The sequence below is a fragment of the Streptomyces luteireticuli genome (assembly GCF_041519305.1).
Taxonomy (GTDB): Bacteria; Actinomycetota; Actinomycetes; order Streptomycetales; family Streptomycetaceae; genus Streptomyces; species Streptomyces luteireticuli.
Genome location: NZ_CP167927.1, coordinates 6,116,622 through 6,129,883, shown reverse-complemented (window position 1 = coordinate 6,129,883; position 13,262 = coordinate 6,116,622). Strand labels below are relative to the sequence as shown.

13 protein-coding genes are annotated in these 13,262 nt (G+C 73.4%); 5 read left to right on the top strand and 8 right to left on the bottom strand.

Annotated elements, in window-relative coordinates:
- Positions 1 to 53: 53 nt before the first annotated feature.
- The 4 genes from AB8735_RS27635 to miaA form a co-directional block, all read right to left on the bottom strand.
- Positions 54 to 2,177 carry a bifunctional (p)ppGpp synthetase/guanosine-3',5'-bis(diphosphate) 3'-pyrophosphohydrolase gene (locus tag AB8735_RS27635; RefSeq protein WP_372410062.1) on the bottom strand — a complete coding sequence of 708 codons (2,124 nt, stop codon included), beginning with the start codon at positions 2,175 to 2,177 and terminating at the stop codon, positions 54 to 56.
- Positions 2,178 to 2,356: 179 nt separating this feature from the next.
- On the bottom strand, positions 2,357 to 3,241 hold the full coding sequence (gene dapF / locus AB8735_RS27630) for a diaminopimelate epimerase (RefSeq protein WP_372410060.1): 885 nt from the start codon (positions 3,239 to 3,241) through the stop codon (positions 2,357 to 2,359).
- 64 nt (positions 3,242 to 3,305) lie between these two features.
- Positions 3,306 to 3,755 carry a hypothetical protein gene (locus AB8735_RS27625; RefSeq protein ID WP_344020045.1) on the bottom strand — a complete coding sequence of 150 codons (450 nt, stop codon included), beginning with the start codon at positions 3,753 to 3,755 and terminating at the stop codon, positions 3,306 to 3,308.
- Positions 3,756 to 3,861: 106 nt separating this feature from the next.
- Positions 3,862 to 4,800 carry a tRNA (adenosine(37)-N6)-dimethylallyltransferase MiaA gene (miaA, locus tag AB8735_RS27620; protein WP_344019978.1) on the bottom strand — a complete coding sequence of 313 codons (939 nt, stop codon included), beginning with the start codon at positions 4,798 to 4,800 and terminating at the stop codon, positions 3,862 to 3,864.
- Between the two features lie 182 nt (positions 4,801 to 4,982).
- On the opposite strand from miaA, the gene AB8735_RS27615 reads away from it, so the two are divergent.
- A complete protein-coding gene (locus AB8735_RS27615; RefSeq protein ID WP_344019980.1) occupies positions 4,983 to 5,231 on the top strand; it encodes a gliding motility protein in 249 nt (82 codons plus the stop codon).
- Positions 5,232 to 5,268: 37 nt separating this feature from the next.
- Positions 5,269 to 5,517, top strand: a complete 249-nt coding sequence (locus AB8735_RS27610) for an antitoxin (protein WP_372410057.1) — start codon at positions 5,269 to 5,271, stop codon at positions 5,515 to 5,517.
- Between the two features lie 99 nt (positions 5,518 to 5,616).
- On the opposite strand, the gene AB8735_RS27605 is transcribed toward AB8735_RS27610, so the two are convergent.
- Together AB8735_RS27605 and miaB are read right to left on the bottom strand one after the other, a co-directional pair.
- Positions 5,617 to 6,327, bottom strand: coding sequence for a class III extradiol dioxygenase subunit B-like domain-containing protein (locus AB8735_RS27605; protein WP_344019984.1), 711 nt, complete (start codon positions 6,325 to 6,327; stop codon positions 5,617 to 5,619).
- A 48-nt stretch (positions 6,328 to 6,375) separates the two neighbouring features.
- Positions 6,376 to 7,902 carry a tRNA (N6-isopentenyl adenosine(37)-C2)-methylthiotransferase MiaB gene (miaB, locus tag AB8735_RS27600; RefSeq protein WP_372410056.1) on the bottom strand — a complete coding sequence of 509 codons (1,527 nt, stop codon included), beginning with the start codon at positions 7,900 to 7,902 and terminating at the stop codon, positions 6,376 to 6,378.
- Positions 7,903 to 8,075: 173 nt separating this feature from the next.
- Between miaB and AB8735_RS27595 the strand changes: the two genes are divergently transcribed.
- Positions 8,076 to 9,074 carry a TAXI family TRAP transporter solute-binding subunit gene (locus AB8735_RS27595; protein ID WP_372410054.1) on the top strand — a complete coding sequence of 333 codons (999 nt, stop codon included), beginning with the start codon at positions 8,076 to 8,078 and terminating at the stop codon, positions 9,072 to 9,074.
- Here the strand turns inward: AB8735_RS27595 and AB8735_RS27590 are convergent.
- Entirely contained in the window at positions 9,053 to 10,465 is a 1,413-nt protein-coding gene (locus tag AB8735_RS27590) for a HAMP domain-containing sensor histidine kinase (RefSeq protein WP_344019990.1), read from the bottom strand. The genes AB8735_RS27595 and AB8735_RS27590 overlap by 22 nt on opposite strands.
- A gap of 11 nt (positions 10,466 to 10,476) precedes the next feature.
- The gene (locus AB8735_RS27585; protein ID WP_372410052.1) at positions 10,477 to 11,181 is read right to left on the bottom strand and encodes a response regulator transcription factor; all 705 of its coding nucleotides are present in this window, start codon (positions 11,179 to 11,181) and stop codon (positions 10,477 to 10,479) included.
- A 262-nt stretch (positions 11,182 to 11,443) separates the two neighbouring features.
- On the opposite strand from AB8735_RS27585, the gene AB8735_RS27580 reads away from it, so the two are divergent.
- Positions 11,444 to 12,220 carry an amino acid ABC transporter ATP-binding protein gene (locus tag AB8735_RS27580; protein ID WP_344019994.1) on the top strand — a complete coding sequence of 259 codons (777 nt, stop codon included), beginning with the start codon at positions 11,444 to 11,446 and terminating at the stop codon, positions 12,218 to 12,220.
- Positions 12,221 to 12,321: 101 nt separating this feature from the next.
- On the top strand, positions 12,322 to 13,239 hold the full coding sequence (locus tag AB8735_RS27575; protein ID WP_372410050.1) for a glutamate ABC transporter substrate-binding protein: 918 nt from the start codon (positions 12,322 to 12,324) through the stop codon (positions 13,237 to 13,239).
- Positions 13,240 to 13,262: the final 23 nt, after the last annotated feature.

The following is a 13,262-nucleotide window of genomic DNA, read 5'->3' as shown; positions in this document are numbered from 1 at the left end:
GCGTCCCCGGGTCCTGTGTGTCATAGGGACGCGTGGTGACGGAGGGGCGTACGTCAGAGCGACGCGGTGGCGGGCCGGCCCGCCCGGCCGACGTCGTAGACCCCGGGGACGCGGCGCATCGCCCGCATGAGCTCCGGCAGGTGGGCGGCGTCCGGCAGTTGGAGGGTGTAGGTGTGGCGGACGCGCTGCTCGTGCGGCGGCTCGACGGCCGCGGAGATCACGGCGGCGCCCTGGGCCGCGATGACCTCCGTCAGATCGGCGAGCAGGTGCGGCCTGCTGAACGACTCGGCCCGCAGCGTCACCCGGCAGCCCCCCGGCCCCGATCCGGCGGGATCGCGCCAGTGGACGCGGACCGGCCGGCGGCCGGCGGCGGTCATGCGGGCCACCACCGGGCATTCGGCGCGGTGCACGGTCACCGCGTGGCCGCGGACGGCGAAGCCGGTGACCTCGTCCGGGGGGACGGGGGTGCAGCAGCCGGCCAGCCGGGCGTGCGCGGCGGCGAGCCCCTCCTCGTCGCAGACGACGGCGACGGGGACGCGGGCGGCGGGGCCGGCCGGCCGCGGCGCGGCCCGCGCGGCGGGGGGCCGGTCCTCGGCCGGGGGCGCGGCGGGGTCGGACGCCGGGTGGGTGGCGAACCAGCGGCCGATGGCGATCCGGGCCGCGGGGGTGCGGGCGTGCTCCAGCCAGCCGGAGGACGGGCCGGAGGCGGTGTCCGGGGACATCAGCAGATGCAGGGTGTCGCCGTCGCGCAGGACCGTGCTGAGCGTCGCCAGCCGCCCGTTGACCCGGGCGCCGATACAGCTGTGGCCGCCCTGCCCGTACTGCGCGTACGCCGCGTCGATACAGCTGGAGCCGGCCGGGAGGCCCACGGTGCCGCCGTCGGCGCGGAAGACGGTGATCTCCCGGTCCTGGGCCAGCTCGTCGCGGAGGGAGGTCCAGAAGGTGTCCGGGTCGGGGGTGGCGCGCTGCCACTCCAGCAGCCGCGTGAGCCAGCCGGGGCGGGTGGGGTCCACGCGGTCCTCGTCCGCCGCATCGGACGGATCCGCGGCAGCGGACGGCTTCCCCAGCGCGATCACGCCCGCTTCGGCGACCCGGTGCATCTGATGGGTGCGCACGATGACTTCGGCCACCTCGCCGCCCTCCCCCGCGACGGCGGTGTGCAGCGACTGGTAGAGGTTGAACTTGGGCGCGGCGATGAAGTCCTTGAACTCCGAGATGAACGGCGTGAAGCAGGTGTGCAGCTCGCCGAGGACCGCGTAGCAGTCGGCGTCCTCCGCGACGAGGACGAGCAGGCGCCCCAGGTCCGACCCGGTCACCTCGCCGCGCTTGAGCCGCACCCGGTGCACGGAGACGAAGTGCCGCGGGCGGACGAGGACTTCGGCCCCCACCCCGGCCTCGCGCAGCACGGCGCGGATCCGGACGGCGGTGGCCTCCAGCGGGTCCGGCCGGCCGGCGTGGGCGCGGACGACGTCACGGGTGCGGGCGTACTCCTCGGGGTGGAGGATGGCGAAGACGAGGTCCTCCAGCTCGGCCTTGAGCACCTGGATGCCGAGCCGCTCGGCGAGCGGGATCAGCACGTCGCGGGTGACCTTGGCGATCCGGGCCTGCTTCTCGGGGCGCATGACGCCGAGGGTGCGCATGTTGTGCAGCCGGTCGGCGAGTTTGATCGACATCACCCGGACGTCGTTGCCGGTGGCCACGAGCATCTTGCGGAAGGTCTCGGGCTCGGCGGCGGCACCGTAGTCGACCTTCTCCAGCTTGGTGACGCCGTCGACGAGGAAGCGCACCTCCGCGCCGAACTCCCGGCCCACCTGATCCAGCGTCACCTCGGTGTCCTCGACGGTGTCGTGCAGCAGCGAGGCCGTCAACGTCGTGGTCTCGGCGCCCAGTTCGGCCAGGATCAGGGTGACGGCCAGCGGGTGGGTGATGAACGGGCCGCCGCTCTTGCGTGTCTGGCCGCGGTGGGAGGTCTCGGCGAACACATAGGCACGGCGCAGGATGTCCAGGTCGGCGCCGGGATGGTGGGCCCGGTGCACCTTCGCCATGTGCTCGATGGCATCGGGGAGACGGTCGCGGGCACCGGAACCGCCGAGGGCCGCGCGCCCCAGCCGCCGCAGGTCGATCCGGTGGCCGCGCCTGCGGCGGGGAGCACGTTCGTTCGTGGCCTCTGCGCTCATGGGCACCTCCGGCAGCCTCGACCGGCGGTGGGCTCACGCCTCCGGACCGGTGCTTGATGCTACCGACCCCATCACGCACCGCTCACCCCCTCTCGCCCAGAGTGAACCGGATCACCCATTCGAGCGAGTCGCGGATCCGGAAATCCGGTGAAAGGACCGGAGGTGGTGGCTGCGGACCGTCAGGAGGCCGTCAGCCAGGCGGTGTCGAAGCGGCCCTCGGCGACGATCACCGCGGGGCCGGTCATCTCGACCGTGCCGTCCGGGAGCTCACCGATCACCAGCCGGCCGCCGGGGACGTCCACGGTGTAGGTGACGGGGTGCCCCACGACGGCGGGGTCCAGGCCGTCCCGGCGGGCCGTGGCGACCATCACCGCACAGGCGCCGGTGCCGCAGGACCGGGTCTCGCCGGAGCCGCGCTCGTGCACCCGCATCGCCACGTGGCGCGGGCCGCGGTCGGCGACGAACTCGACGTTGGTGCCGTCCGGGTAGGCGGCCGCGGGGGCCACCTCCGGGGCGTCGTAGAGGTTCCCGGCGTCGGCGAGGTCGTCGACGAAGAGGACGGCGTGCGGGTTGCCCATGTTCACATTGCGCGCGGGCCAGCTGCGCGGGCCGACGGTGACGGTGACGTCGCCCTCGGGGAGCGCGGCCCGGCCCATGGCGACGGTGACCGCGCCGGGCGTCCCGTCGGGACCCGCCTTGGCGATGTGCACCCGGCGCACGCCCGCCCGGGTCGCGACGGCCACGTCGCCCTCCTGCACCAGACCGGCCCGCTGGAGGTAACGGGCGAAGACGCGGACGCCGTTGCCGCACATCTCGGCGATGCTGCCGTCGCTGTTGCGGTAGTCCATGAACCACTCGGCCTCGTCGGCCATCGCCCGCGCCTCGGGGTGCGCGGCGGAGCGCACCACCCGCAGCACGCCGTCCGCGCCGATGCCGGCGCGGCGGTCGCACAGCCGCGCGACGGCGGCCGGGGACAGCTCCATCAGCCCGTCGTGGTCGGGGAGGATCACGAAGTCGTTCTCGGTGCCGTGGCCCTTGAGGAAGGCGGTCTGCGCGGTGCTCACGTGTCGATGGTACGGGCCGCCGTACCGCACCTCCCAGCCGGGCGGCGCCCCTGACCGGGGAGCCTCAGCGCAGCCGGGCGACGCGCCAGACCGCCAGTACGGCGACCACCAGGACGACGGCGGCGTACGAGGCCACGTAGCGCCAGTCCGGCCGCCGCCCCGAGCCGCGCTGCGGCAGGCCGGGCCAGGTGTAGCCGACGCGGCGGGCCGCCATCACGCCCCAGCCGGCGGCGCAGCCGCTGATGAGGAGGCCGAGCATGGCGACGACCGGACCTCCGTCGCCGAACTCGAAGGCCAGCGGGAAGGCGAACATCAGCGAGCCGAGGGCGGCGAGCACGACGATCGGCGCGAGCTGCCAGGCGCGGAGCCGCCGCGGGGGGCGCAGTTCGCGGAAGGACGCGGGAGCGGGTGCGTCGCGCGCGGGCCCCTCGGTGTCGTCGGGGCCGTCCGGGGAGAGCGCCCCGCCCTCGCCGCGGGGCGGCGGCTGCGGTCTGTCGCGGGGGCCGGCCTCCATCGCCACGCGCCCTCCCAACCGGACTTCACGGCTCGATCGAAGTTTGATGATGGCACGCCCGGGAAGGCCGCGATGACACGTGGCACTTCCCGATGCCATCACGTGATCAGGCTGTGACCGCCCGTTCGACCAACGTCAGCGCGCGCCCCGGGAGTTCCGCCCGGTCCTCGACGGCCCCGCTGAGCCAGTGGACCCGGGAATCCCGCCGGAACCAGGAGTCCTGACGGCGGGCGAAGCGCTTCGTGGCGCGGACGGTCTCGTCCCGGGCGGCCTCTTCGGTGCACTCGCCGGCGAGGAAGTCGAGCACCTGCTGGTAGCCCAGCGCGCGGGAGGCGGTGCGCCCCTCGCGCAGCCCCGCGCGCTCCAGCGCGCGGACCTCGTCCACGAGCCCCGCCTCCCACATCCGGTCCACCCGGGTGGTGATGCGCTCGTCGAGTTCGGGGCGCCCGACGTCGACGCCGATCTGGAGGGTGTCGTAGACGGCGGTCTCGCCGGGCAGGTTGGCGGTGAAGGGCTTGCCCGTGATCTCGATGACCTCCAGGGCGCGGACGATGCGCCGCCCGTTGCCGGGCAGGATGGCGCGGGCGGCCTCCGGGTCGGCGGCGGCCAGCCGGGCGTGCAGCGGGCCCGGCCCGTGCGCGTCCAGTTCGTCCTCCAGGCGGGCGCGGACGGCCGGGTCCGTGCCGGGGAACTCCAGGGCGTCGACGGCGCCCTTGATGTAGAGCCCGGAGCCGCCCACCAGCACCGGGGTGCGGCCCTCGGCCAGCAGCCGGTCGATCTCGGCGCGGGCGAGCCGCTGGTACTCCGCCACGCTCGCGGCCTCGGTGACGTCCCAGATGTCGAGCAGGCGGTGCGGCACCCCCTGCCGCTCCTCCATGGTCAGCTTGGCGGTCCCGATGTCCATGCCCCGGTAGAGCTGCATCGAGTCCGCGTTGACGACCTCGCCGTCCAGGTGCCGCGCGAGCGCGACACCGAGGTCGGACTTGCCGGCCGCCGTGGGGCCGACGACGGCGATGACCTGCGGTGCGGGGGCTGCTTTTCTCACCGCACCAGTCTCGCAAACCTCAGCCCGCCGCTCGAACGAGCGACGTGACGCGCCGCTCCCGGCCTCGTTGCCTGTTGCGAGGTTCCGACCGCCGGTTAACGGGCCGGAGCCCGGGAGCGGCGCAAGGGGACGCACCGGGCGATCCGGGATTTCGCTCACACCAGTAAGGTAATGGAGTAGATATGGGCGTGTTTTCATGGCTTCGCCGTAAGCCGTCGCAGGCGTCAACGGAGGAGGCCACGGCGGACACCCGTACGGCGGATTCCGACGCCGCCGCCGCTCCGGAGGCGGCCTCCCCGGAGGCGGTCCCGGCCGAGGAGTCCGCGGCCGGCGAGGGCGCCGCCGAGGGGGGAGAGGCCGTCGAGATCCCCAAGCAGCAGTCCGCCGAGGAGGCGGCCGACAGCGAGGCCGGCGAGGGCGCCCGCAAGTAGCGCGCAGCGCGCGGAACGAAACGAGGGGTAGGTGCCCATGGGCCTGTTCGACGATCTCAAGGCAAAGCTCGGTCCGGTGAAGGACAAGGTCGGCGATCTCGTGCAGCAGCACGGGGACAAGATCGAGCAGGGGCTGGACAAGGCGGCGCAGGCGGTCGACTCCAAGACCGACGGCAAGTACAGCAGCCAGATCCGGACCGGTACGGGCAAGGCCAAGCAGGCCCTGGAGAAGCTCGCCGAGCAGGACGGCGGATCCGCCCGGGGCGGCAAGGGCACCTCCTCCTGACGGTCCGCGCGTCCTGACGGTCCGTACCGGCGAACGGCCGCGGAGCACACCGCTCCGCGGCCGTCGCCGTGTGCGGGGAGGTCCCGTGCCGCGGAGGGGTCAGGACCAGGCCGCCACGTGATAGCCGACCCCGTACGGGGCCCCGTCGTAGAGCAGCCCGCCGCGCAGCCCGGCGCCCTCCGCGGCACCCGCGAGCACCTGCCAGGGCGCCCGTCCGGCGGCCTGCAGCTCGCGGGCGAGCATCTGGTCGACGCCGGCCAGGGCGGCGGTGTCCGCGGAGCCCAGGGCGGCGGCCGTGGCGGCGTCGAAGGGCTCGGCGCGGTCGTCCAGGTAGCCGGGCGCCTTCAGGGTGCGGCAGGCGCTGCCGTCGCCCGTCACCAGGAGGGCGACGCGGTCCTCGCCCGCGGCCAGTTCCCGGCCCGCGGCCAGGCAGTCGTCGGTGTCGAGCGACTCGGCCACCGCCAGGCCCTCGACGGGCGCGGCCGCCCAGCCGGTGCGTTCCAGCAGCCAGGCGCCGACGGCCAGCGACAGCGGCAGCGGCCGGGCGCCCGCGGCGCCGTCCCGGCCGAGGCGGACGTCGAGGTCCACCCCGAAGCCGCGGAACGAGCCGACGGCGCCCTGCGGGTAGCGGCCGTCGCGGGGCGGGGCGGCGGGCCCCACCACGACGAGCCGGTCGGGGCGGGCGGCGGCCGCCACGGCCACCGCGTCCAGACAGGCGGCCCGCAGGGCGTCGAGCTCCGGGGCGGCCCCGGCGGCCAGTTCGGGGACGAGCAGCGGCGGACAGGGGCATACGGCGGCGGCGACGAGCATGCGGGAACGATACGCCCCGCGTGCCGTCCGCCGCCGCACACGCCCGGGTCAGGCGAGGCTGCACCCCGGGGCGGCGGGCGCCGGCAGCGGGGCGGGTGCGCCGATCGTCGGGATGCCGAGCAGCACGCCCTTGGGCTTCTCCGCCGCCGCGGCGTTGCGCTTCTCCCAGGCGTCGCCGGCGCGGGTGCGGCGGACGGCCTTGGCCGGGCCCTCGGCCAGCAGGTGGTGCGGGGCGGCGTAGGTGATCTCCACGGTGACCATGTCACCGGGGCGCACCGGCTCCTCCGGCTTGGTGAAGTGGACGAGGCGGTTGTCGGGCGCGCGGCCGGAGAGGCGGTGCGTGGCGTCGTCCTTGCGGCCCTCGCCCTCGGCGACCATGACCTCCAGGGTGCGGCCGACCTGCTTCTTGTTCTCGTCCCAGGAGATCTCCTCCTGGAGGGCGACGAGACGCTCGTAACGCGCCTGCACGACCTCCTTGGGGATCTGGCCCTCCATGGTGGCCGCGGGGGTGCCGGGGCGCTTGGAGTACTGGAACGTGAAGGCGTTGGCGAAGCGCGCCTCGCGCACCACGTGCATGGTCTGCTCGAAGTCCTCCTCGGTCTCGCCGGGGAAGCCCACGATGATGTCGGTGGAGATGGCGGCGTCCGGCATGGCGGCGCGCACCTTCTCGATGATGCCCAGGAAGCGCTCCTGGCGGTACGAGCGGCGCATCGCCTTGAGGACGGTGTCCGAGCCGGACTGCAGCGGCATGTGCAGCTGGTGCATCACGTTCGGCGTCTCGGCCATGGCGGCGATCACGTCGTCGGTGAAGTCGCGCGGGTGCGGCGAGGTGAAGCGGACGCGCTCCAGGCCCTCGACCTTCCCGCAGGCCCGCAGCAGCTTGGAGAAGGCCTCGCGGTCGCCCATGTCGGAACCGTAGGCGTTGACGTTCTGCCCGAGCAGGGTGATCTCGGTGACGCCCTCGGCGACGAGCGCCTCGACCTCGGCCAGGATGTCGCCGGGCCGGCGGTCCTTCTCCTTGCCGCGCAGCGCGGGCACGATACAGAAGGTGCAGGTGTTGTTGCAGCCGACGGAGATCGAGACCCAGGCCGCGTAGGCGCTCTCACGGCGGGTGGGCAGCGTGGAGGGGAACGCCTCCAGCGACTCGGCGATCTCGACCTGGGCCTCCTCCTGGATGCGGGCGCGCTCCAGCAGGACGGGCAGCTTGCCGATGTTGTGCGTGCCGAAGACCACGTCGACCCAGGGGGCCCTCTTGACGATGGTGTCCTTGTCCTTCTGGGCCAGGCAGCCGCCGACGGCGATCCGCATCCCGGGCCGCTTCGCCTTCATCGGCGCCAGCCGGCCCAGGTTGCCGTAGAGCTTGTTGTCGGCGTTCTCGCGCACGGCGCAGGTGTTGAAGACGACGACGTCGGCATCGCCCTCCGCGGTCCCCTCGGGCGCGCGCACATAGCCCGCGTCCTCCAGCAGGCCGGAGAGCCGCTCGGAATCGTGGACGTTCATCTGGCACCCGTAGGTGCGCACCTCGTACGTTCCCTTGACGTCCACTGCCTGGTCCCGGTCGCTGCTGCTGGTCATCCCTCAAGGGTAAAGGGGTGCCGGAGCGGTCGCGGCCGCCAGTGTGCCGGGGCACCTGCCGCCGGGCGCCGGACCGGCCGGCGGACCCGGCCGCCGGGCCCGCCGTTTTACGATCATTGCCGGACTCGTCCCACCCTCTGGCCGCCCGGCCCCGCGGCTGGCAGGATCCGCCCATGGCCCCCCGGATCCCGCACCCCGGCAGGCGCCGCGCCGTCCGGGCGGGTGCCGTGGCCGCCGTGCTGTGCGCGCTGCTGACGTGGTGGCTGGTGACGACGGAGGGGACGCCGTCGCCTTCCGGGCGGATGTCGATCGCCACCGGGACCCCGTCGGGGGTGTACGCGAAGTACGGCGAGCTGCTCAAGCCGTACCTGGCCCACGACCTGCCCGGGCTGGACGTGCGAGTGCGGCACAGCCAGGGCTCGCTGGACAACCTGCGCCAGGTCGCCTCCGGCGAGGCCGACTTCGCGATCGCGACGGCGGACGCGGTCGCCAAGTACCGCGACGGGAATCGCCCCGGCGCCGGGCACCTGCGCGCCTGCGCCCGGCTGTACGACGACTACATCCACCTGGTGGTGCGCAAGGACGCGCGCATCGGCTCCGTGCGCGACCTCAAGGGGCTCAAGGTGGGCGTGGGGCCGGACGGTTCCGGGGTGCAGCTGATCGCCCGGCGGCTGCTCGCGGCCGGGGAGCTCGACTTCGCGCGGGACATCACCCCGGTCAAGGCCGGCATCAACAACCTGCCGGGGCTGCTGCGCAACGGCGGCGTCGACGCCTTCTTCTGGTCGGGCGGGCTGCCCACCCTCAGCCTGCAGCAGCTCAGCGAGAAGTTCCCGGTCCGCTTCGTCCAGCTCGGCGACATGATCGCCCCGCTGCAGAAGCTGGGCGAACCGGCCCGCCACTACCGGGCGGCGGTGATGCCGATGGACGCCTACCCCTTCGCCCACGCCACCGAGCCGGTGAAGACCATCGCGGTCGCGAACCTCCTCATCACCACGGACAGGGTCGACGCCGCGCTGACCGAGGGGGTCACCCGCACCGTGATCCGCAGCCGGGACGACATCGGCAAGGAGGTGCACGCGGCGCAGTTGGTGGACCTGCGCACGGCCGTGTTCACCGATCCCCTCCCCCTGCACACGGGGGCGCGCCGCTACTACGTGTCGGGCAAGCCCTGATCCGGGGGCCTCTCGCGCGGCACCCGGATCGTGACGCGCAGCCCGTGCGGCGCGTTCGGCGCGTACGAGAGGCCGGCGCCGCCCGCGGCGAGCAGGGCATGGGAGATGGACAGGCCCAGCCCCGAGCCGGAGACGTTCTGGTGACGTCCGCTGCGCCAGAAACGGTCGCCGACGCGGGTGAGTTCCTCCTCGGTCAGCCCGGGGCCCTCGTCGGCGACGGTGACGGTCACCCGGTCCCCGACGACGGCCAGGGAGACCTCGACGCGGGCCCCGGCGGGCGTGAACTTCAGCGCGTTGTCCACGACGGCGTCCAGCGCGCTGGAGAGCGCGACCGGGTCGGCCCAGCCGGTGGCGGCGGCCGGTCCCGCGTACTCCAGCGCGACCTCCTCGCGCCCGGCCACCGGACTCCAGGCGCCCACCCGGTCGGCGACGAGCTCGGCGATGTCGGTCAGCTTGAGGTCGGCGGCGGTGTGTTCGGCCAGCGCCAGGTCCAGGAGGTCGTCCAGGACCCGGGCCAGCCGTTTGCCCTCGGTGCGCACCGAGGCGACCTCCGGGTGCCCCTCGGGGAGGTCCAGGGCCAGCAGGTCGATCCTCAGCAGCAGGGCGGCGAGCGGATTGCGCAATTGGTGCGAGGCGTCGGCGACGAAGGCGCGCTGCTGTTCCAGGGCGTCCTCGACGTTGTCCGCCATCTCGTTGAACGACCGGGCCAGGCGCCGGAGTTCCGGCGGTCCGCTGTCGGCCGCGACGCGCGCCTGGAGCCGGCCCTTGGCCATGCCGTGGGCGGCGGCGTCCAGGGTCCGCACGGGCCGCAGCACCCAGCCGGTGAGCCGGAACGCGGCGGCGACGGCCAGCAGCATCGCGGCGGTCTCGCCCGCGGCCAGCAGCAGCCACCGGTGCAGGATGCGCGAACGCAGCGCGCCGGTGGGCGAGTCGGTGACGACGACCGCGACGACGTCGCCGTCCCGGATGACGGGCGAGGCGACGGTGAGCCGGTCCTGGCGCCAGGGCCAGACCTGGGCGGGGTCGTGGCTGCGCCGCCCGGCGAGGGCCTCGTCGAACGCCCGCCGGCCCTCCCCGCGGTCCGGCACCCGCCAGCCGTCCGGGGCGGCGGCCACGGCGGTCCGGTCGCGGCGGAAGACCCCGGCCCGTATGCCGTAGAGCTCCTCGTAGCGGGTGAGTTCGGCGCCCAGGGTGGCCGTCCGCCCGTCCGCCCCGGACGGCTGGAGGACGACGAACTGGGCCAGCGCGGCGAAACGGGCGGTGTCGTCGATCCGGTCCACGACGACGCGCTGCTGTTCCACGGCGGCCATGCCGGCCGCGAGCGGGAGTCCGAGGGCGAGCAGCACACCGGCCATGAGGACGATGAGCAGCGGAAGGAGGCGGGCGCGCACGGGCGGGGCCGTCAGACGGCGGGAACGACGATTTTGTAACCGACGCCCCTGACGGTCTCGATGAGCGCGGGCATGCGCAGCTTGGCGCGGAGCGAGGCGATGTGCACCTCCAGGGTCCGTCCCGTCCCCTCCCAACTCGTGCGCCACACCTCGCTGATGATCTGTTCCCGGCGGAAGACGACGCCGGGCCGCCGGGCGAGCAGGGCCAGCAGGTCGAACTCCTTGCGCGTGAGGGGAACGACGAGGCCGTCCACGGAGACGCGACGGGTGGGCAGTTCGATGGTGAGCGACCCCAGGCGCAGTTCGCTCTCCGGGGGGCCCGCGGACGGCCGCGCGCGCCCCTCGGTGGCCGGGGTGCGCCGGGCCACGGCGTGGATGCGGGCGAGCAGTTCACCGGTGTCGTACGGCTTGACGACGTAGTCGTCGGCGCCCAGGTTCAGGCCGTGGATCTTGGAACGGGTGTCGGCGCGGGCGGTGACCATGATGACGGGGGTGCCGGTGGACCGCCGGATCCTGCCGCAGACCTCGAAGCCGTCCTGGTCGGGCAGGCCCAGGTCGAGCAGGACCACCCCGAACGGGGCGCCGTCGCCCGGCAGGAGCGCCTGCAGGGCCTCCTCGCCGCTGCGGGCGTGGGTGACGGCGAAGCCGTGCCGCGCCAGGACGGCCGACAGGGCCGCGGCGACATGGTCGTCGTCCTCGACGAGCAGCAGTCTCATCGTTCTCCGTCCCGGTCCGCAGGCTCGGTGCGGCACCCCCGCATCCACGCCGATGGACACGGCGTACGTCAAGGGGGCCCGGTCGGCCGGACGGCTTCCGTTATGCAGCCGGTACGCCCCGCACGCATCCGTGCGCCCGTTCACGGACCGTGTCCACGTGCGGCCGTTTCGTTATGCTCAATTTCCGCTCAGATGTAATGACGCTGGTCGTGGCGGCTCACTACTGTCCTCTCAACCGAGGAGGACGGAGCGTGGAACGCCGATGAGCCAAGCACCGGTGAACGACAGCACGGGCCCCGCGGCGGACCCCCTGGTCGTCCTGAACAAGGTCAACAAGCACTTCGGCGCGCTGCACGTGCTGCAGGACATCGATCTGTCCATCGCACGCGGCGAAGTCGTGGTCGTCATCGGCCCGTCGGGCTCCGGCAAGTCCACGCTGTGCCGGACGATCAACCGGCTGGAGACGACCGACTCCGGCTCCATCACCATCGACGGCAGGCCGTTGCCCCAGGAGGGCCGCGAACTGGCCCGGCTGCGGGCGGACGTGGGCATGGTCTTCCAGTCCTTCAACCTCTTCGCCCACAAGACCGTGCTGGCCAATGTGACGCTGGGGCAGACCAAGGTCCGCCGCAAGGACCGCGCGACGGCGGAGGCGACCGCCCGCACGCTGCTCGACCGGGTCGGGGTGGGCGCCCAGGCGGACAAGTACCCCGCGCAGTTGTCCGGCGGCCAGCAGCAGCGCGTGGCCATCGCCCGCGCGCTGGCCATGGATCCGAAGGTGATGCTGTTCGACGAGCCGACCTCGGCCCTCGACCCGGAGATGATCAACGAGGTGCTGGAGGTCATGCAGCAGCTCGCCCGCGACGGCATGACGATGGTCGTCGTCACCCACGAGATGGGCTTCGCCCGCTCCGCCGCCGACCGCGTGGTCTTCATGGCCGACGGCCGCATCGTCGAGGAGGCCGTGCCGGAGCAGTTCTTCAGCAACCCGCGCAGCGACCGGGCCAAGGACTTCCTCTCCAAGATCCTGCACCACTGAACCGCCGCATCACTGAATCGCTGAACCGCGGATCCGTCGAACCGCGGATCTGTTGATTCCGCACCGCAGGCTCCCCGCTTCCCCGTGAAAAGGATGGGCACATGAAGCTCCGCAAGACCGTCGCAGCGGCCGCCGTGGTGGTGGCGCTGACCGCGTCCGCGACCGCCTGCGGGAAGGAGGGCAGCCCCGACGACAAGAAGGACGGGGCGAGCAGCGGATCCTCCGCGCCCGCACCGCCGGCGTACCAGGTCAACTCCGCGGCGGACGTGAAGGGTTCGCCCGTCTTCGAGAAGATCAAGGGCAAGACGATCACCATCGGCACCAAGGCCGACCAGCCCGGGCTCGGCTTCGAGAACCCCAGCAAGGGAACGCGGTCGGGCTTCGACGTGGAGATCGCCAAGATGGTCGCGGCCGACCTCGGCTTCGACGAGGCGCACATCAAGTTCGTGACCGTGCCCTCCGAGGCGCGCGAGACGCAGATCGCCGCCGGCGGTGTCGACCTGTACGTCGGCACGTACACCATCAACGACGAGCGCAAGAAGCAGGTCGGCTTCGCCGGCCCGTACTACGTCGCCGGGCAGGACCTGCTGGTGAAGTCCGACAGCTCGGTCAAGGGCCCGGACGACGTCAAGGGCAAGAAGATCTGTTCCGTCACCGGCTCCACCCCGCTCAAGCGGATCAAGGAGGCCAAGTACGGCGCCGCCGAGGTCAAGGCCCAGCAGGGCTACCAGCTCTGCGTCCAGGAGCTGGTCAACGGCACGGTCGACGCGGTCACCACGGACGACGCGATCCTCAAGGGGTACGCGGCCCAGAACAAGGGCCTCAAGGTCGTCGGGAAGCCGTTCTCCAAGGAGCCGTACGGCATCGGCCTGAAGAAGGAGGACAAGGCGCTGCGCGAGGCGGTGGACAAGGCCCTGGAGGCGCACGAGAAGAACGGCGACTGGAAGAAGGCGTACGACGCCACCCTCGGCCGCTCCGGCAGCGAGGCCCCGGCCCCGCCCGCCGTCGAGCGCTACTGAGGCGGTCCCGGGCCCGGCCGGGC

Bases quoted from the DNA above. Each gene is read 5' to 3' on its own strand.
- AB8735_RS27635 (WP_372410062.1), bottom strand. From the start codon at position 2,177: ATGAGCGCAGAGGCCACGAACGAACGTGCTCCCCGCCGCAGGCGCGGC.
- AB8735_RS27625 (WP_344020045.1), bottom strand. From the start codon at position 3,755: ATGGAGGCCGGCCCCCGCGACAGACCGCAGCCGCCGCCCCGCGGCGAG.
- AB8735_RS27615 (WP_344019980.1), top strand. From the start codon at position 4,983: ATGGGCGTGTTTTCATGGCTTCGCCGTAAGCCGTCGCAGGCGTCAACG.
- AB8735_RS27610 (WP_372410057.1), top strand. From the start codon at position 5,269: ATGGGCCTGTTCGACGATCTCAAGGCAAAGCTCGGTCCGGTGAAGGAC.
- AB8735_RS27605 (WP_344019984.1), bottom strand. From the start codon at position 6,327: ATGCTCGTCGCCGCCGCCGTATGCCCCTGTCCGCCGCTGCTCGTCCCC.
- miaB (WP_372410056.1), bottom strand. From the start codon at position 7,902: ATGACCAGCAGCAGCGACCGGGACCAGGCAGTGGACGTCAAGGGAACG.
- AB8735_RS27595 (WP_372410054.1), top strand. From the start codon at position 8,076: ATGGCCCCCCGGATCCCGCACCCCGGCAGGCGCCGCGCCGTCCGGGCG.
- AB8735_RS27585 (WP_372410052.1), bottom strand. From the start codon at position 11,181: ATGAGACTGCTGCTCGTCGAGGACGACGACCATGTCGCCGCGGCCCTG.
- AB8735_RS27580 (WP_344019994.1), top strand. From the start codon at position 11,444: ATGAGCCAAGCACCGGTGAACGACAGCACGGGCCCCGCGGCGGACCCC.
- AB8735_RS27575 (WP_372410050.1), top strand. From the start codon at position 12,322: ATGAAGCTCCGCAAGACCGTCGCAGCGGCCGCCGTGGTGGTGGCGCTG.